The sequence below is a fragment of the Mycobacteriales bacterium genome (assembly GCA_035995165.1).
Classification (GTDB): Bacteria; Actinomycetota; Actinomycetes; order Mycobacteriales; family CADCTP01; genus CADCTP01.
Genome location: DASYKU010000031.1, coordinates 24,640 through 41,381, shown reverse-complemented (window position 1 = coordinate 41,381; position 16,742 = coordinate 24,640). Strand labels below are relative to the sequence as shown.

Sequence of the window (16,742 nt, the reverse complement as noted above, 5' to 3'; positions counted from 1 at the left end):
GGCATGAGCCTGCTCGAGGTGACGGACCTGGCTGTCACCTTCACCCGGCGCGGCCGGCGGGACGTGCGCGCGGTCGACGGCGTCTCCTTCTCCGTCGACTCCGGCCGGACCCTCGGCCTGGTCGGCGAGTCCGGTTCCGGCAAGTCGGTCACCTCGCTGGCGGTGATGGGCCTGCTGCCGCGCCGGGGCGTACGGATCGGCGGGAAGGTCGAGTTCGAGGGCAAGGAGCTGCTGGGCCTGCGCCAGGACGCCCTGCGCGACCTGCGTGGCCGGGAGATCGCGATGGTCTTCCAGGACCCGCTGTCCTCGCTGAACCCGGTGGTGCCGATCGGCGTCCAGGTCACCGAGGTGCTGGTCCGGCACCGCAAGATGAACGGCGCCGCCGCCCGCAAGGAGGCCGTCGACCTGCTCGCGCTGGTCGGCATCCCGGACCCGGACCGGCGGCTGAAGGAGTATCCGCACCAGCTCTCCGGCGGCATGCGGCAGCGCGCGCTGATCGCGATGGCGGTGGCCTGCCGGCCGAAGCTGTTGATCGCGGACGAGCCCACCACCGCGCTGGACGTCACGATCCAGGCCCAGATCCTGGAGCTGCTCAAGGAGCTGGTCCGGGAGCAGGGCACCGCGCTGGTGCTCATCACCCACGACCTCGGCGTCGTCGCCGGCCTCTGCGACCGGGTCAACGTCATGTACTCGGGGCGCATCGTCGAGGAGGCCGACCGGCGGACGCTGTTCGTCTCGCCGCGGCACCCGTACACGACCGGGCTGCTGGGGTCGATCCCGCGGCTCGATTCCGTGGAAGGATCCCCGCTGCAGCCGATCCCCGGATCCCCGACGGACACGCTGCCGTGGCCGTCGGCCTGCGCGTTCGCGCCGCGCTGCTCCCGGAAGCTGGAGGTGTGCACCACGGTGACGCCGGAGCTGGAGCCGGACGGTCCTCGCTGGCTGCGCTGCCACAACCCGGTCCCGGCCGAGGAAGCCGCGGCCATCGGGGCGGAGGGGCGCCGGTGACCGGACCGGACGGACGGCAGGCGGCCAGCGGGACCGACGCGGGCGACGGCGAGCGGGACTGGCTCGGCGACGCCGAGCGCGCGATGGAGCGCCGGCGCGACGTCGAGCCCAGCCGCGGCGCCGACCCCGAGACCCAGGGACCGGTCGGCACCACGGCGGCCGAGGGCGCCGCGCGGGCCGGCGAGGCCGCGGACGTGCTGCTGTCCGCCCGCGGCCTGCAGGTGCACTTCCCGATCCGCCGCGGTCTCTTCTTCGACCGTACGATCGGGCACGTCCGGGCCGTCGACGGCGTCGACCTCGACCTGCCCCGCGGCGGGACGTACGGGCTGGTGGGGGAGTCGGGCTGCGGCAAGTCCACGCTCGGCCGGGCGCTGCTGCGGCTGGTCGAGCCGACCGCCGGCTCGGTGACCGTGGACGGTGTCGACGTGCTCGCGCTCAAGGGCGAGCAGCTGCGCCGGCAGCGCCGCAAGATGCAGATGGTCTTCCAGGACCCGCTGTCCTCGCTGGATCCGCGGCAGAACATCGAGTCGATCCTGTCCGAGCCGCTGCAGACCCACGATGTGGTCAAGGGCGCGGCCGCCCGGCAGGCCCGGGTCCGGGAACTGCTGGACACGGTCGGGCTGCCGCAGACCGCGCTGCCCCGCTACCCGCACGAGTTCTCCGGCGGCCAGCGGCAGCGCATCGGCATCGCCCGGGCGATCGCGCTGGAGCCGGAGCTCATCGTCGCCGACGAGCCGGTGTCCGCACTGGACGTCTCGATCCAGGCCCAGATCGTCAACCTGCTGGAGGAGCTGCAGGACCGGCTCGGCCTGACCTATCTCGTCATCGCGCACGACCTGGCCGTGGTCCGGCACATCGCCGACGTCGTCGGGGTGATGTATCTCGGCGTCGTCGTCGAGCAGACCTCCTCCCACCTGCTCTACACCGAGCCGCTGCACCCGTACACGCGGGCGTTGATGTCGGCGGTGCCGATCCCGGACCCGGACCTGGAGGACAGCCGGCAACGGATCCTGCTCTCCGGCGACCTGCCGTCCCCGGCCAACCCGCCCTCGGGCTGCCGGTTCCGCACCCGCTGCCCGTGGGTGCAGGAGACCCGCTGCGCCGACGAGGTGCCGGTGCTGCGCGAGGTCCGGCCCGACCACGTCGTCGCCTGCCACTACGCCGAACAGATCGACTCCGGCGAGATCCGCCCCAAGGCCGAGGCGATCGTCTCCTGACCCGTCGGGGAAACCGGGTCGGGGCGGCGGAGCGGCTCGCCGTACACTCGCCCGCATGCCCGAGTCCCCTGGGATCACCCGGGACGAGGTCGCTCACCTCGCCCGGCTGGCCCGCCTCGCCGTCTCCGACGCGGAGCTGGACGTCTTCGCCGGCCAGCTCGACGTGATCCTCGGATCGGTGGCCCGGGTCCAGGAGGTCGCCGCCGCCGACATCCCGCCGACGTCGCACGCGGTGCCGCTGACCAACGTGCTGCGTCCCGACGTGGTCATCCCCTGCCTGGACCGGGACGAGGTGCTCGCCGCCGCGCCCGCCGCGGAGGACGGCCGCTTCCGGGTCCCGCGCATCCTGGACGAGGAAGCATGAGCGAGCGCGAGGGTTCGCAGGGCGAGCGGGAGTGGGCACAGTGGAGCTGACGAGCATGACCGCGGCCGAGCTCGGGGCCGCGATCGCGGCCGGCGAGACCAGCGCCGTCGAGGTCACCCAGGCCCACCTGGACCGGATCGCCGCGGTCGACGACCGCGTGCACGCCTACCTGCACGTCGACACCGGGGGCGCGCTGGCGGCGGCCCGCGCGGTGGACGCGGACCAAGGCCCGAAGGGCCCGCTCGCCGGCGTCCCGCTGGCGCTCAAGGACGTCATCGTCACCCGCGGCATCCCGACGACGGTCGGCTCCAAGATCCTCGAGGGCTGGATCCCGCCGTACGACGCGACGGTGACGACGAGGCTGCGCCAGGCCGGCATCGTCATCCTGGGCAAGACCAACATGGACGAGTTCGCGATGGGCTCCTCCACCGAGAACTCCGCCTACGGGCCGAGTCACAACCCCTGGGACCTGGACCGGATCCCGGGCGGTTCGTCCGGCGGATCCTCGGCCGCGGTGGCCGCGTTCACCGCGCCGCTGGGCATCGGCACCGACACCGGCGGCTCGATCCGGCAGCCGGCCGCGGTCACCGGCCTGGTCGGGCACAAGCCGACCTACGGCGGCGTCTCCCGCTACGGGCTGGTCGCGTTCTCGTCCTCGCTGGACCAGGCCGGCCCGTTCGCCCGGACCGTGCTGGACGCGGCCCTGCTGCACGAGGTGATGGCCGGGCACGACCCCTGCGACTCGACGTCGATCGACGCGCCGGTGCCGCCGGTGGTCGCCGCCGCCCGGCAGGGCGCGAGCGGCGACCTGACCGGGCTGCGGGTCGCGGTGGTCAAGGAGCTGTCCGGCGAGGGCTACGAGCCCGGCGTCGAGGCCGCCACCCGGGACGCGCTGGCCCGGCTGGAGAAGCTCGGCGCGACCGTGCACGAGGTCTCCTGCCCGAGCTTCGCGTACGCCTTGCCGGCGTACTACCTCATCGCCCCCAGCGAGTGCTCCTCCAACCTGGCCCGCTTCGACGCGGTCCGCTACGGCCTGCGCGTCGGCGACGACGGGGTCCGGTCGCTGGAGGAGGTCATGTCGCTGACCCGGGAGGCCGGCTTCGGGCCCGAGGTCAAGCGCCGCATCATCCTGGGGACGTACGCGTTGTCCTCCGGCTACTACGACGCCTACTACGGCCAGGCCCAGAAGGTCCGGACGCTGATCGGCCGGGACTTCGAGGCCGCCTTCGCGAACGCGGACGTGCTGGTCTCGCCGTCCACGCCGACCGTCGCGTTCCCGCTCGGCGCCCGCGCGAACGACCCGCTGGCCATGTACGCGGCCGATCTCTGCACGTTGCCCGCCTCGCTCGCCGGCATCCCGGCCATCTCCGTCCCGAGTGGACTGTCGGAGGGTCTGCCGGTCGGGCTGCAGGTGATGGCGCCGGCGCTGGCCGACGACCGCTGCTACCGGGTCGCCGCCGCGCTGGAGGCCGACCACGGGCACCCGCTGACCCAGGAGGCTCCGGCGCTGTGACTGCCATTGCAGAGTCCACTGAGGACATTGCCGTCCGGTACGACCCGGTGATCGGTCTGGAGACGCACGTCGAACTGGGCACCGCGTCGAAGATGTTCTGCGGCTGCCCGACGACGTTCGGCGCCGAGCCGAACACCCAGGTCTGCCCGGTCTGCCTCGGCCTGCCCGGCTCGCTGCCGGTCGCGAACGCGGCCGCGATCGAGTCCACCATCCGCATCGGACTCGCGCTGCACTGCGACATCGCGTCCTGGTGCCGGTTCGCCCGGAAGAACTACTTCTACCCGGACATGCCGAAGGACTTCCAGATCAGCCAGTACGACGAGCCGCTGTGCACCGACGGCTACCTCGACGTGATGGTCGACGGCAAGCAGGTCCGGGTCGACATCGAGCGGGTGCACCTGGAGGAGGACACCGGCAAGTCGCTGCACGTCGGCGGCGCCACCGGTCGGATCCATGGCGCCGACCACTCGCTGGTGGACTACAACCGGGCCGGCATCCCGCTGGTCGAGATCGTCACCCGCCCGGTCTTCGGCACCGGCGCATCCGCCCCGGTCGTCGGCAAGGCGTACGTGACCGAGCTGCGCGAGGTGCTGCGCGGGCTCGGCGTCTCCGACGTCCGGATGGAGCAGGGCTCGCTGCGCTGCGACGTGAACCTGTCGCTGTCGCCGGCCGGCTCCGGCATCCTCGGCACCCGCAGCGAGACCAAGAACGTCAACTCGCTGCGGTCGGTGGAGCGGGCGATCCGGTTCGAGATGGGCCGGCAGGCCGGGCGGCTGGATGCCGGCGAGCGGATCGTGCAGGAGACCCGGCACTTCCACGAGGACACCGGTGCCACCACGTCCGGCCGCAGCAAGGAGGAGGCCACCGACTACCGCTACTTCCCGGAGCCCGACCTGGTGCCGCTGGCGCCGGACGCGGACTGGGTGCAGCGGCTGCGGGCGACCCTGCCGGAGCTGCCGGCGCAGCGCCGGGCCCGGCTGGCGGCCGAGCTGGGCGCGACCGACTTCGAGATGGAGTCGATGACGAACGCGGGCGTGGTCGAGCAGGTCGCGGCGACCACCGCGGCCGGGGCGCCGGGGGCCGAGGCCCGCAACTGGTGGCTGGGTTACCTGGCCCAGAAGGCGAACGAGGCCGGGGTCGACGCGGCCGACCTCGCGATCACGCCGGCCCAGGTGGCCCGGGTGATCGCGCTCGTCGACGCCGGGACGTTGTCCACCGGGCTGGCCCGGCAGGCCGTCGACGGCGTGCTGGAGACCGGCTCCGACGTGGACACCGTGGTGGCCGAGCGCGGCCTGCAGCGGGTGTCCGATGTGGACGCTCTCGGCGCGGCGGTGGACGCGGCGATCGCCGCCCAGCCGGACGTGGCCGAGAAGATCCGCGGCGGCAAGGTCGCGGCGGCGGGTGCGCTGGTCGGCGCGGTCATGAAGGCGACCCGCGGCCAGGCCGACGCGGCGACGGTCCGCGAGCTGATCCTGCAGAAGCTGAGTTAGACCGTCATCCGCAGGATGCGGTCGTCGTCGCCGGTCGGGTCGCCGCGGCCGTCCCGGTTGGACGTGAGGATCCAGAGCGAGCCGTCCGGGGCGACCTGGACCGCGCGCAGCCGGCCGTACTCGTCCTGCAGGGCGGCTCGCGGCGTCCCGGTCCGGTCGCCCTGCAGCGGCACCTCCCAGAGCCGCTCGCCCCGCAGCGCCGCCACGTACAGCGTGGAGCCGGCGATCGTGACGCCGCTGGGGGAGGCGTCCGAGGTCGGCCAGGTCACCAGCGGGGCCTGGAAGCGCGGGTCGTCCGTGGCGCCCTCGACCGTCGGCCAGCCGTAGTTCTTGCCCCGCTGGATGAGGTTGACCTCGTCGAAGCGGTTCTGCCCGAACTCGCTCGCCCACAGCCGCCCGGCCGAGTCGAAGACGAGCCCCTGCACGTTGCGGTGCCCGTACGTCCAGACCAGGTTGCCGAACGGGTTGCCCGGCGCGGGCTTGCCGTCGGCGGTCATCCGCAGGATCTTGCCGCCGAGGGAGTTCGTGTCCTGGGACCGGCCGCTGCTGGAGGCGTCGCCGGTCCCCGCGTACAGGTAGCCGTCGGGGCCGAAGACGAGCCGGCCGCCGTTGTGGATGCCCGAGCGCGGGATGCCGGTGACGATCGGCTGCGGCGACTGGCCCAGCCGCAGCGTGGCGATCCGGTTGTCGTCCGCGGTCGAGTAGTAGACGAACACGGTCTGGTCGTCGGCGTACGTCGGGGAGACGGCGATGCCGAGCAGGCCGCCCTCGCCGTCACCGTCCACTTCGGACAGCGTCTGCACCTCGGCCGGATCGCCACCCCCGGCCGGCACCCGCAGGATCCGGGCCGAGTCCCGCTCGGTCACCAGCGCGTCGCCGTCGGGCAGGAACGCGATGCCCCAGGGCGCCTCCAGCCTGGACGCGATCACGCTGACCTGCCCGGCCGGCGCCGCCGAACCGCTGGCCGAAGAGCCGCCGCCGGCCGCCGAGGAGGCCCGGGTCGCCGACGGGGTCCCGTCCGCGGCCGGCTGGTCCGACGAGCAGGCCGCCAGCCCGGCCGCGCTCAGCGCCGCGACGAACACGGCCACGCCGCGGCCGCGTCCCCGGGCCGGCCGGGACCCGCCCTGATCGCCCGTGAGCGGGGCCCGGGCCTGCCGGCGGGAGCGGAGGGTCGGAACGTGTGCGGTCATCCGTACGCCTCCTCAGGCCGGGGAGTTGGTGCTGCCCGCCGGCGGCAGGATCCGGATGACCCGGTCGTCCTGCGGGGTCGGCTTGCCGGCACCGTCCTTGTTCGAGGTGGTCAGCCAGAGCGCGCCGTCCGGGCCCGCGACGACCGTCCGCAGCCGCCCGTACGCCCCGGCGAGGTAGTCGGCCGGCGGGCCGAGGTGGCCGGAGTCGTCCAGGGGCAGCGCGTACAGCCGCTGGCCGGTGGTCGAGGTGACGAACAGGCCGCGCTCGATGACCGCGCAGCCGCCGACCCCGCCGGTCGCCGCCGGCACCGTCCGGTCCGGCTCGGCCGCACCGGTCCGGGTCCCGTTCGGCGCGCCGTAGTCCCGGCCCCGCTCGACCCGGTTGACCTCGTCCAGGGAGCGGCCGGGCTCGGTCGTGTACACCTGGTCGGTCCCGGTCAGGCAGAGCCCGGCGATGTCGCCGTGCCCGATCGAGTAGACCGGGGAGGCCGGGTCCGGGTTGGTCGCGGCGGGCCGGCCGAACGTGGTCACCCGCAGCACCTTGCCGGCCAGGCTGCGCCGGTCGGCGGACAGCGCGGGCCGGCCGGCGTCGCCGGTGCCGACGAACAGCGTCCCGTCCGAGCCGAACGTGATCCGCCCGCCGTTGCCGGTGCGCCCCTTCGGGATGCCGGTGAGCACCGGGGTGACCGCGCCGCGCAGCGCGAAGCGGACCACCCGGTTGTCGGTCTTCGTCGTCACGTACGCATAGATGAGCTGGTCCTGTGCATAGTTCGGCGACAGCGCCAGCCCGAGCAGGCCGCCGTCGCCGGTCCCGTCCAGCCCGGGGACGGTCATGACCGGCTTCGCCGGGGCCCGCTGCGGCTGCACGATCAGCAGCCGGCCGGTGGTCCGCTCGCCGACCAGCGCGGTGCCGTCCGGCAGCACGGCCAGGCCCCAGGGCAGGGTCAGGTTGGTGGCGACGACGTTCGGGTCGTCCTCGGCGCCGGCCTCCGGCCCGTCGGTCTGCCCGGGCCGGCCGGGCGCGGCCGAGCTCTGGCCCTGGTCGGGCTGGGGCAGGTCGGCCGGCGGCGGTCCTTGCGGCTGCGGCACCCAGGTCGGGTCCGGGCGCAACGCGTCGGCGGCGGCGGCGCAGCTGGTCAGCAGCAGCAGCGCCAGTACCGCGATCAGCGCGCGCCCGGTACGCCTCATGCAGTCCAGTTTCCCCGGCCCACTGTGTGCTACCCGTGAACCAGACCCGCCGGGCCCCGTGAACCAGACCCCCGGGCCCGTGAACCAGACCCCCGGGCCCCGTGAACCAGGCCCCGGCCCGTGAACCGGGCCCCGGCTCAGTCGTGCACGGGCGTCCGCCGGGCGGCCAGCCAGCCGGTCAGCTCCTCGCCCGGCATCGGCGCGGCCAGCAGGAACCCCTGCGCGTGGTCGCAGCCGAGCTCGTCGACCAGCTCCAGCGTCGCGGCGTTCTCGACCCCCTTGGCCACGACCTGGATGTGCAGCGCGTGCGCCATCAGCACGGTGTGCCGGACGATCGCCCGGGCCCGCCCGTCCTCGACGATCGCGCCCACCAGCCCGCCGTCCAGCTTGAGCTGGTCGACCGGCAGCTGGCGCAGCAGCGCGACCGAGGAGCGGCCGGTGCCGTAGTCGTCCAGCGCGACGAACACGCCCATCTCGTGCAGCCGGGCGCCGGTGGCACGGGCCCGGCCCTCGTCGGTGAGCGCGACCGGACGGGTACGGCAGCCAGGCTGCCCACGGCAGAAATCGGCGCACGGTCCCCCTTCCCGACACACCGTAGCCCAGCGTAACCCTCTGTCACAGAATGCGCTGGCAGAACCGCGCCTGCCGGACCCGGACCCCGAAGATCTACGCTCGCACCCGTGCCGAGCCGTGTCGCCCTCCTGCCCACCGAGCAAGGTCGCCAATTGCTGGGACCGCCGCCGGACGGGGTCACCGTCGCGCTCTGGGCCCCGGCCGACGACCCGCCGCCGGAAGCGGCCGAGGCCGGCTTCTGGGTCCCGCAGTACCTGGGCCGGGACGGGATCGACCGGCAGATCGCGGCGCTGCCGAAGCTGGAGGTCGTCCAGCTGACCACGGCCGGCGCGGACTCGTTCTTCGGGCTGGTGCCGCCCGGGGTGACCCTCTGCGACGCCCGCGGCGTGCACGGCGGGTCGACCTCGGAGTGGGTGCTGACCGCCGTGCTCTCCGTGCTGCGGAACTTCCCCGAGTTCGTCCGCAACCAGGAGCGAAACTTCTGGGACCAGAAGTACACCGACGAGCTGGCCGGCAAGCGGGTGCTGATCGTCGGGGCCGGCGACGTCGGCGAGTCCATCCGGAGCCGGCTGCTGCCCTTCGACACCGCCGTCACGATGGTCGCCCGCCGGGCCCGGCCCGACGCGCACGGCGTGGACGAGCTGCCGGCGCTGCTGCCCGAGCACGACGTGGTCGTGGTCGTCGTCCCGCTCACCGACGCCACCCGAGGGCTGGTCGACGCGGCGTTCCTGGCCCGGATGCGCGACGGCGCGCTGTTCGTCAACGCCGCCCGCGGGCCGGTCACCGTCACCGACGCGCTGCTGGCCGAGCTGACCAGCGGCCGGCTGCGGGCCGCCGTGGACGTCACCGACCCGGAGCCGCTGCCGGCCGACCACCCGCTCTGGGACGCGCCGAACCTGCTGCTCACCCCGCACGTCGGCGGGGCGGTCCGCGGCTTCCCGGCCCGCGCGTACGCGCTGGTGCGGGCCCAGCTGGGCCGCTGGGCGGCCGGCGAACCGCTGCAGAACGTGGTCGAGAACGGCTACTGAGCCGGCGCCCCCGCGGTCGGGTCGGGCAGCCGGCCCCCGCTGGCGGCCGAGAGCAGCGAGAGGTGCCGGGCCCGCAGCACCGGCAGCCGCACCGCGGTCCCGTTGCGCAGCACCGCGCCGATCCGGCCGCGCCGGATCCGTAGCCCGGCGATGTCGTCCCAGGACAGCCGGCGCGAGCGCAGCAGGGTGTGCGCGGTCACGCCGGCGGCGTCGGCGTCCACCCCGGTCCGCAGCACGTGCACCAGCCCGGCGATCGGCAGCAGCCAGAGGATCGCCAGCCAGGGCGACGCGAACGCCAGCGGCAGCGTGCAGATGGCGGCGACCCCGACGGCGAACAGGTTGATCCGCGGGATCCGGATGCGCAGCGCCGGGCCGCTCATGCCGGGGTCACCCGCGCCCGCGGCACCAGGCTCTCGTGCCAGGCGTCGTGCCGGTCGGAGTCCCCGGCTCCGAGCACCAGCGCGGCGCAGCGGTCACAGCGCAGCAGCACCGGCCGGCGCAGCTCGCGGTCCCAATCGGGGGCGACGACCGCGTAACCGGGCGGGGCGACGTACTCACTCACGTTCATATCCTCCCGCACCGAACCTGAGAACGTCCGGGGGCACGGCGGGGGTAGCGTGCGCAGTCGTGAGCGACGCACCGGGCCGGCCGCAGGCACACCCGAAGCCCCGCAGCAGCGAGGTCACCGACGGTATGGAGCGGGCCCCCGCGCGGGCCATGCTGCGGGCCGTAGGGATGGACGACGAGGACTTCGCCAAGCCCCAGATCGCCGTCGCCTCGTCCTGGAACGAGGTGACCCCGTGCAACCTGCCGCTGGACCGGCTGGCCAAGCGGGCCAAGGAGGGCGTCCGGGCCGCCGGCGGCTACCCGATGGAGTTCACCACGATCGCCGTCTCCGACGGCATCTCGATGGGCCACGAGGGAATGCGGGCCTCGCTGGTCTCCCGCGAGGTGATCGCGGACTCGGTCGAGCTGATGGTGCACGCCGAGCGGATGGACGGCATGGTCCTGCTGGCCGGCTGCGACAAGTCGCTGCCGGGCATGCTGATGGCCGCGGCCCGGATGGACCTCGCGTCCTGCTTCCTCTACGGCGGCACGATCCTGCCGGGCCGGCTGGGGGACAAGGACCTGTCCATCCTGGACGCGTTCGAGGGGGTCGGGGCCTGCGCGGTGGGCCGGATCACCCGGGCCGAGCTGGACGACATCGAGCGGCACGCCTGCCCGGGCGAGGGCTCCTGCGCCGGCATGTACACGGCCAACACGATGGCGGCCGCGGCCGAGGCGATGGGCATGGCGCTGATCGGCTCGGCCTCCCCGCCCGCGGTCGACCGCCGCCGGGACGGTCTCGCGGTCCGCAGCGGCGAGGCGGTGATCGCCCAGCTCGACGCCGGGATCACCGCCCGCAAGATCCTCACCAAGGAGGCGTTCGAGAACGCGATCGCGGTGGTGATGGCGGTCGGCGGCTCCACCAACGCGGTGCTGCACCTGCTGGCGATCGCGCACGAGGCCCGGGTGGAGCTGACCCTGGAGGACTTCAACCGGGTCGGCGACCGCACCCCGCACCTGGCCGACGTCAAGCCCTTCGGCCGGTACGTCATGGCCGACGTCGACCGCATCGGCGGCATCCCGGTGGTGCTGCGCGCGCTGCTGGACGCCGGCGTGCTGCACGGCGACACGCTCACCGTCTCCGGGAAGACGCTGGGGGAGGAGCTGGACGCGATCGCGCCGCCGGACCCCGACGGCAAGATCATCCGAGCGCTGTCCGAGCCGATCCACCGCACCGGCGGGCTCACCATCCTGCGCGGCTCGCTCGCGCCCGAGGGCGCGGTCGTGAAGAGCGCGTCGTTCGAGTCCACCGTCATCGACGGCGTCGCCAAGGTCTTCGACGACGAGAAGGACGCGATGGCCGCGGTCGTGAACGGCCACATCGAGCCGGGCGACGCCGTCGTCATCCGGTACGAGGGGCCGGCCGGCGGCCCGGGCATGCGGGAGATGCTCGCCGTCACCGCCGCGATCAAGGGCGCCGGCCTGGGCGATAGCACGCTGCTGCTCACCGACGGCCGGTTCTCGGGGGCCACGGCCGGCCCGTGCATCGGGCACGTCGCCCCGGAGGCCTCCCACGGCGGGCCGATCGCGCTCGTCGCCGACGGGGACCGGATCCGGCTGGACATGTCGGCGCGCACCCTCGACCTGCTGGTCGACCCGGCCGAGCTGGAGCGCCGCCGGGCGGACTGGAAGCTGCCCCCGCCCCGGTACGAGACCGGCGCCCTCGGCAAGTACGCCCGCCTGGTCGGCTCCGCCGCCCACGGCGCCGTCTGCGACTAGGCAGCTCCGCGCGGGTTGGTCCGCCCGGGGCCGGACGCGACCTGCCCCGGTCGGCCGCCGGGTCGGCACGGACCCGGCCGGGCCGGGATGCGTGGGGCATCCCGGACCCGCCGCCCGTACCAGCACCCGCTCACGCGAGCGAGATCGCGACCTGCTCCATCGCGTCGAACGAGGACTGCATGCCGCCCTCCATGCCGGAGTCGATCACGGCGTCGCGGATCTTCTGGTCGCCGTAGTCGCAGAGCTGGGCGAGCGTGGTCCGCCCGTCCGCCTCGGTCAGGGTCGTGGTGATGACGCCCGTCCCGTCCGGCGCGCCCTCGTAGATCTCGGTGTTGACCAGCCGCCCGGGCGCGTCGATCTCGCGGTACTCGCCGTGGAAGGCGACCTCGAAGTCGTCGTGGGTCACCAGCACGTACCGCCAGCTGCCGCCGACCCGCAGGTCGACCTCGGCCGCGGTGACCGTGCCGTGGGTGCCGGCCCACCAGCGCCGGATCAGCTCCGGGGTCGTGTACGCCTTCCACACCAGGTGCCTGGGCGCGTCGAACTCCCGGGTGATGAGGATCTGGGTGTCAGTGGGAAGGGTGACCTTCGCCGAGTTGGTCGTTGTCGCCATCGGATTCCTCCTGAGCCTTGAGTTCCTGGATCACGTCGTCCATCAGGTCGAACCGCTCCGCCATGGCCCGCTCGAACGGCGCGAGCCAGTCCACGATCGACCGCAGCGGCCCGGCGTCGAGCCGGTAGAGCCGCTGCCGTCCCTCGTCCCGGACCTGCACGAGCCCCACCTCCCGCAGCACCCGCAGGTGCTTGGACACCAGTGGCTGGGACAGGCCCAGGCGGTCGACCAGGTCGGAGACCGACCGCTCCCCGCCGGTGAGGACGTCGAGCAGCTGCCGCCGGCGGGGCTCGGCGACGGCGTTGAACGCGTCCGTCGTGGTCGCCGCCCGAGCCATGCCCAGATCATATAACCATATGGTTATGAGTCAAGTCGTTGCCGCGAACGAGACGGCGATCCCAGTACGTGGGATGCGTGTTGACGGGGGTGCCCACCCCTGACTACCGTCCGGAGCCGTGAGCACCAGCCTGACCCTCGTACTTTCGTAGCGCGCCGACCTCCCGGTCGACGCGCAGCCCCTCAGTGCCCCGCGGCACGAGGGGTTTTTTGTTGGGCAAACCCAGCCATGAGACCCGCGGAGGGGTCAGCAGCGATGACAGACAGCAATAGACCGGCCACCGGCGCCCAATCTCTCGTGCACTCGCTCGAGGCGGTCGGCGCGGATGTCGTGTTCGGCATCCCCGGCGGCGCCATCCTGCCGGCGTACGACCCGCTGTTCGACTCCACGGCCGTCCGGCATGTCCTGGTCCGGCACGAGCAGGGTGCCGGCCACGCCGCCGAGGGGTACGCGCAGGCCACCGGCAAGGTCGGGGTCTGCATGGCGACCTCGGGCCCGGGCGCGACCAACCTCGTCACCCCGATCGCCGACGCGTACATGGACTCGGTGCCGATCGTCGCGATCACCGGGCAGGTCCCCTCGGCCGCGATCGGCACCGACGCCTTCCAGGAAGCCGACATCTGCGGCATCACGCTTCCCATCACGAAGCACAACTTCCTGGTCAAGGACGCCGCGGACATCCCGCGGACGATCGCCGAGGCGTTCCACATCGCGCTGACCGGCCGCCCCGGCCCGGTGCTGGTCGACCTGCCCAAGGACATCCTGCAGGCGCAGACCACGTTCGGCTGGCCGCCGACGATGGACCTGCCGGGCTACCGCCCCGTCCTCAAGCCGCACGGCAAGCAGATCCGGGAGGCGGCCCGGCTGATCGCCGAGGCCAGGCGCCCGGTCCTGTACGTCGGCGGCGGCGTGCTGAAGGCCCACGCGGCCACGGAGCTGCGCCGGCTGGCCGAGCTCACCGGGATCCCGGTGGTCACCACGCTGATGGCCAAGGGCGCGTTCCCGGACAGCCACCCGCAGCACCTCGGCATGCCCGGCATGCACGGCTCCGTCTCCGCGGTCAGCGCGCTGCAGAAGTCCGACCTGCTGATCACGCTGGGCGCCCGCTTCGACGACCGCGTCACCGGCAAGCTGGACAGCTTCGCGCCGCACGCGCTGGTCATCCACGCCGACATCGACCCGGCCGAGATCTCCAAGAACCGGATGGCGGACGTGCCGATCGTGGGCGACTGCCGCGAGGTGATCATCCAGCTGATCGCGGCCGTCCAGGGCGAGTACGACGCCGGCCACCGGGCCGACCTCACCGGCTGGTGGGCCGAGCTCGACGCCTGGCGCACCCGGTACCCGCTGGGCTACGAGTGGCCCAGCGACGGCTCCCTCGCCCCGCAGTACGTCATCGAGCGGCTCGGCCGGATCGCCGGTCCCGAGGCCCTGTACGTCGCGGGCGTCGGCCAGCACCAGATGTGGGCGGCCCAGTTCATCCGGTACGAGAACCCGTACACCTGGCTGAACTCCGGCGGCGCCGGCACGATGGGCTACTCGGTCCCGGCCGCGATGGGCGCCAAGATGGGCCGGCCCGAGGCCACCGTCTGGGCGATCGACGGCGACGGCTGCTTCCAGATGACCAACCAGGAGCTGGCCACCTGCGCGCTGGAGGGCATCCCGATCAAGGTCGCCATCATCAACAACGGCAACCTCGGCATGGTCCGGCAGTGGCAGAACCTCTTCTACTCCGAGCGCTACAGCCAGACCGACCTCGGCACCCACAAGCACCGCATCCCCGACTTCGTGAAGCTCGCCGACGCGCTGGGCTGCGTGGGCCTGCGGGTGGAGTCCAAGGAGGACGTGGACGGCGCGATCGAGAAGGCGATGGAGATCGACGACCAACCCGTGGTCATCGACTTCATCGTCGGGCAGGACGCGCAGGTCTGGCCGATGGTGCCGGCCGGTACGAGCAACGACGAGATCATGGCCGCCCGCGGCGTGCGGCCCGTCTGGGACGAGGTCGAGGGTTAACCATGAGCACTCATCACACGCTGTCGGTGCTGGTGGAGAACAAGCCCGGCGTGCTGGCCCGGGTGTCGGGCCTGTTCAGCCGGCGCGGGTTCAACATCGAGTCGCTCGCGGTCGGCCCGACCGAGCACCCGGACATGTCCCGGATGACGATCGTCGTCGTGGTCGACCAGCTGCCGCTGGAGCAGGTCACCAAGCAGCTGAACAAGCTCATCAACGTCATCAAGATCGTCGAGCTCGACCCGGCCCAGTCCGTGCAGCGGGAGCTGCTGCTGGTCAAGGTCCGGGCCGACGTGGCCGTCCGCAGCGCCGTGCTCGAGGTGGCCACCCTGTTCCGGGCCAAGGTGGTCGACGTCGGCACCGAGTCGGTGACGATCGAGGCGACCGGCACGGCGGACAAGCTCAGCGCGCTGCTCAAGGTGCTGGAGCCGTACGGGGTGCGGGAGATGGTCCAGTCCGGCATGGTCGCCGTCGGCCGCGGCCCGCGCTCGATCACCGGCACCGCGCTGCGCTCGCTCGATCGCTCCGCCTGATCCACCGAACGCGATAGTCCACACCAGACAGTCCAGAGAGGACGCTCCACATGGCAGCCCGGATGTTCTACGACGACGACGCCGACCTGTCGCTGATCCAGAACCGCACGGTCGCGGTGCTGGGTTACGGCAGCCAGGGGCACGCGCACTCCCTGTCGCTGCGCGACTCCGGGGTCGACGTGCGGATCGGGCTGCCCGAGGGGTCGAAGTCCCGGGAGAAGGCCGAGTCGGAGGGGCTGCGGGTGCTCACCCCCGCGGACGCCTGCGAGGAGGCCGACCTCATCATGATGCTGGCCCCCGACACGGTGCAGCGGACGCTGTTCACCGAGTCGGTCGCGCCGAGCCTGGTCCCCGGCGACGCGCTGTTCTTCGGCCACGGCCTCAACATCCGCTACGGCCTGATCACGCCGCCGGAGGGCGTCGACGTGGCCATGGTCGCGCCGAAGGGCCCGGGCCACCTGGTCCGCCGGCAGTACACCGACGGCAAGGGCGTGCCCTGCCTGGTCGCGGTCGAGCAGGACGCGTCCGGCAACGGCCTCCCGCTGGCCCTGTCGTACGCGAAGGGCATCGGCGGCACCCGTGCCGGCGTCATCGAGACCACGTTCACCGAGGAGACGGAGACCGACCTCTTCGGCGAGCAGGCCGTGCTCTGCGGCGGCACCACCGCGCTGGTGCAGGCCGGCTTCGACACGATGGTCGAGGCCGGCTACCAGCCCGAGATCGCGTACTTCGAGGTGCTGCACGAGCTCAAGCTCATCGTCGACCTCATGTACGAGGGCGGCATCGCGCGGATGCGCTACTCGGTCTCCGACACCGCCGAGTTCGGCGACCTGACCCGCGGGCCGCGCATCATCGACGACCACGTGCGCGCCTCCATGCGGCAGATCCTGGCCGAGATCAAGGACGGCACGTTCACCCGCGAGCTCATCGCGGACGACGACGCCGGCCGGCCGACGTTCAACGCGCTGCGGGACAAGGCCGCCGGCGCCCCGATCGAGGAGGTCGGCCGCAAGCTGCGCGGGCTGATGTCCTGGGTCGACCGCCCCATCACCGAGACCGCCTGACGGTCTCCGCGACCGCCTGACGGTCGCCACGAACGCCCGCTTCCCCAGAAGGGAACCCGGGCCGACCGACCGGCCGCCGCCCCGCGCCAGCAGCGCGGGCGGCGGCCGGTCGCATGCTGTGCGGGCGCTGGGAGGCGGCGTCCTCCCTCCGCGCCGCGCGGCGACCCGTCGGCGCGTCGCTGCGGTCCGGACGCCGCCGCGCCCGCCTCCGCGACGAGAAATGTTCGCTGCTCAGATGAGCAATGCCGGTCGCAGAGGTTTGCCGGGACCACTTTCGGTGACATTG

The 16,742-nt window shown here is 73.2% G+C and carries 17 protein-coding genes; 10 read left to right on the top strand and 7 right to left on the bottom strand.

Annotated elements, in window-relative coordinates:
* Positions 1-3: 3 nt before the first annotated feature.
* The 5 genes from VGP36_05700 to gatB are packed head-to-tail and all read left to right on the top strand — an operon-like array spanning position 4 to position 5,592.
* Positions 4-1,008 (top strand): ABC transporter ATP-binding protein, encoded by a 1,005-nt coding sequence (locus VGP36_05700; GenBank protein ID HEV7654218.1) that lies wholly within the window; start codon positions 4-6, stop codon positions 1,006-1,008.
* The gene (locus VGP36_05695) at positions 1,005-2,225 is read left to right on the top strand and encodes an oligopeptide/dipeptide ABC transporter ATP-binding protein (GenBank protein HEV7654217.1); all 1,221 of its coding nucleotides are present in this window, start codon (positions 1,005-1,007) and stop codon (positions 2,223-2,225) included. Before VGP36_05700 ends, VGP36_05695 begins: the two co-directional genes overlap by 4 nt.
* 55 nt (positions 2,226-2,280) lie before the next feature.
* A complete protein-coding gene (gatC, locus tag VGP36_05690) occupies positions 2,281-2,589 on the top strand; it encodes an Asp-tRNA(Asn)/Glu-tRNA(Gln) amidotransferase subunit GatC (protein ID HEV7654216.1) in 309 nt (102 codons plus the stop codon).
* Between the two features lie 55 nt (positions 2,590-2,644).
* Positions 2,645-4,102: an Asp-tRNA(Asn)/Glu-tRNA(Gln) amidotransferase subunit GatA gene (gene gatA, locus VGP36_05685; GenBank protein HEV7654215.1), complete on the top strand. Its 1,458-nt coding sequence runs from the start codon at positions 2,645-2,647 to the stop codon at positions 4,100-4,102.
* Positions 4,099-5,592, top strand: coding sequence for an Asp-tRNA(Asn)/Glu-tRNA(Gln) amidotransferase subunit GatB (gene gatB, locus VGP36_05680; GenBank protein HEV7654214.1), 1,494 nt, complete (start codon positions 4,099-4,101; stop codon positions 5,590-5,592). Before gatA ends, gatB begins: the two co-directional genes overlap by 4 nt.
* Here the strand turns inward: gatB and VGP36_05675 are convergent.
* From VGP36_05675 to VGP36_05665, 3 genes are all read right to left on the bottom strand, one after another.
* A complete protein-coding gene (locus VGP36_05675) occupies positions 5,589-6,782 on the bottom strand; it encodes a PQQ-dependent sugar dehydrogenase (GenBank protein HEV7654213.1) in 1,194 nt (397 codons plus the stop codon). The two genes, gatB and VGP36_05675, sit on opposite strands and share 4 nt — an antisense overlap.
* A 12-nt stretch (positions 6,783-6,794) precedes the next feature.
* Entirely contained in the window at positions 6,795-7,970 is a 1,176-nt protein-coding gene (locus VGP36_05670) for a PQQ-dependent sugar dehydrogenase (GenBank protein ID HEV7654212.1), read from the bottom strand.
* Between the two features lie 137 nt (positions 7,971-8,107).
* Complete coding sequence (locus tag VGP36_05665) at positions 8,108-8,563, bottom strand: EAL domain-containing protein (protein HEV7654211.1); 456 nt, start codon at positions 8,561-8,563, stop codon at positions 8,108-8,110.
* A gap of 87 nt (positions 8,564-8,650) precedes the next feature.
* Between VGP36_05665 and VGP36_05660 the strand changes: the two genes are divergently transcribed.
* Positions 8,651-9,571, top strand: coding sequence for a 2-hydroxyacid dehydrogenase (locus VGP36_05660; protein ID HEV7654210.1), 921 nt, complete (start codon positions 8,651-8,653; stop codon positions 9,569-9,571).
* Here VGP36_05660 and VGP36_05655 read toward each other — a convergent pair.
* The gene (locus VGP36_05655; protein HEV7654209.1) at positions 9,565-9,951 is read right to left on the bottom strand and encodes a PH domain-containing protein; all 387 of its coding nucleotides are present in this window, start codon (positions 9,949-9,951) and stop codon (positions 9,565-9,567) included. The genes VGP36_05660 and VGP36_05655 overlap by 7 nt on opposite strands.
* Positions 9,948-10,133, bottom strand: a complete 186-nt coding sequence (locus VGP36_05650) for a hypothetical protein (protein HEV7654208.1) — start codon at positions 10,131-10,133, stop codon at positions 9,948-9,950. Before VGP36_05650 ends, VGP36_05655 begins: the two co-directional genes overlap by 4 nt.
* 65 nt (positions 10,134-10,198) lie before the next feature.
* On the opposite strand from VGP36_05650, the gene ilvD reads away from it, so the two are divergent.
* Positions 10,199-11,896 carry a dihydroxy-acid dehydratase gene (gene ilvD / locus VGP36_05645; GenBank protein HEV7654207.1) on the top strand — a complete coding sequence of 566 codons (1,698 nt, stop codon included), beginning with the start codon at positions 10,199-10,201 and terminating at the stop codon, positions 11,894-11,896.
* 130 nt (positions 11,897-12,026) lie between these two features.
* Here the strand turns inward: ilvD and VGP36_05640 are convergent, their stop codons facing one another.
* Together VGP36_05640 and VGP36_05635 are read right to left on the bottom strand one after the other, a co-directional pair.
* Entirely contained in the window at positions 12,027-12,509 is a 483-nt protein-coding gene (locus tag VGP36_05640; protein HEV7654206.1) for an SRPBCC family protein, read from the bottom strand.
* Complete coding sequence (locus tag VGP36_05635; GenBank protein HEV7654205.1) at positions 12,466-12,846, bottom strand: metalloregulator ArsR/SmtB family transcription factor; 381 nt, start codon at positions 12,844-12,846, stop codon at positions 12,466-12,468. Before VGP36_05635 ends, VGP36_05640 begins: the two co-directional genes overlap by 44 nt.
* Before the next feature lie 255 nt (positions 12,847-13,101).
* Between VGP36_05635 and VGP36_05630 the strand changes: the two genes are divergently transcribed.
* Genes VGP36_05630 through ilvC form a run of 3 tightly spaced genes read left to right on the top strand, consistent with a single transcriptional unit; the run spans position 13,102 to position 16,456 of the window.
* Positions 13,102-14,862 carry an acetolactate synthase large subunit gene (locus tag VGP36_05630; protein HEV7654204.1) on the top strand — a complete coding sequence of 587 codons (1,761 nt, stop codon included), beginning with the start codon at positions 13,102-13,104 and terminating at the stop codon, positions 14,860-14,862.
* 2 nt (positions 14,863-14,864) lie between these two features.
* On the top strand, positions 14,865-15,392 hold the full coding sequence (gene ilvN, locus VGP36_05625; GenBank protein HEV7654203.1) for an acetolactate synthase small subunit: 528 nt from the start codon (positions 14,865-14,867) through the stop codon (positions 15,390-15,392).
* Positions 15,393-15,442: 50 nt separating this feature from the next.
* Entirely contained in the window at positions 15,443-16,456 is a 1,014-nt protein-coding gene (gene ilvC, locus VGP36_05620; protein HEV7654202.1) for a ketol-acid reductoisomerase, read from the top strand.
* The last annotated feature ends 286 nt before the right edge of the window (positions 16,457-16,742 follow it).

What these genes read in the sequence shown, in the direction of transcription:
- VGP36_05700 (HEV7654218.1), top strand. Translation starts at nt 4, where the DNA reads ATGAGCCTGCTCGAGGTGACGGACCTGGCTGTCACCTTCACCCGGCGC.
- gatC (HEV7654216.1), top strand. Translation starts at nt 2,281, where the DNA reads ATGCCCGAGTCCCCTGGGATCACCCGGGACGAGGTCGCTCACCTCGCC.
- gatA (HEV7654215.1), top strand. Translation starts at nt 2,645, where the DNA reads ATGACCGCGGCCGAGCTCGGGGCCGCGATCGCGGCCGGCGAGACCAGC.
- VGP36_05675 (HEV7654213.1), bottom strand. Translation starts at nt 6,782, where the DNA reads ATGACCGCACACGTTCCGACCCTCCGCTCCCGCCGGCAGGCCCGGGCC.
- VGP36_05670 (HEV7654212.1), bottom strand. Translation starts at nt 7,970, where the DNA reads ATGAGGCGTACCGGGCGCGCGCTGATCGCGGTACTGGCGCTGCTGCTG.
- VGP36_05655 (HEV7654209.1), bottom strand. Translation starts at nt 9,951, where the DNA reads ATGAGCGGCCCGGCGCTGCGCATCCGGATCCCGCGGATCAACCTGTTC.
- VGP36_05640 (HEV7654206.1), bottom strand. Translation starts at nt 12,509, where the DNA reads ATGGCGACAACGACCAACTCGGCGAAGGTCACCCTTCCCACTGACACC.
- VGP36_05635 (HEV7654205.1), bottom strand. Translation starts at nt 12,846, where the DNA reads ATGGCTCGGGCGGCGACCACGACGGACGCGTTCAACGCCGTCGCCGAG.
- VGP36_05630 (HEV7654204.1), top strand. Translation starts at nt 13,102, where the DNA reads ATGACAGACAGCAATAGACCGGCCACCGGCGCCCAATCTCTCGTGCAC.
- ilvN (HEV7654203.1), top strand. Translation starts at nt 14,865, where the DNA reads ATGAGCACTCATCACACGCTGTCGGTGCTGGTGGAGAACAAGCCCGGC.
- ilvC (HEV7654202.1), top strand. Translation starts at nt 15,443, where the DNA reads ATGGCAGCCCGGATGTTCTACGACGACGACGCCGACCTGTCGCTGATC.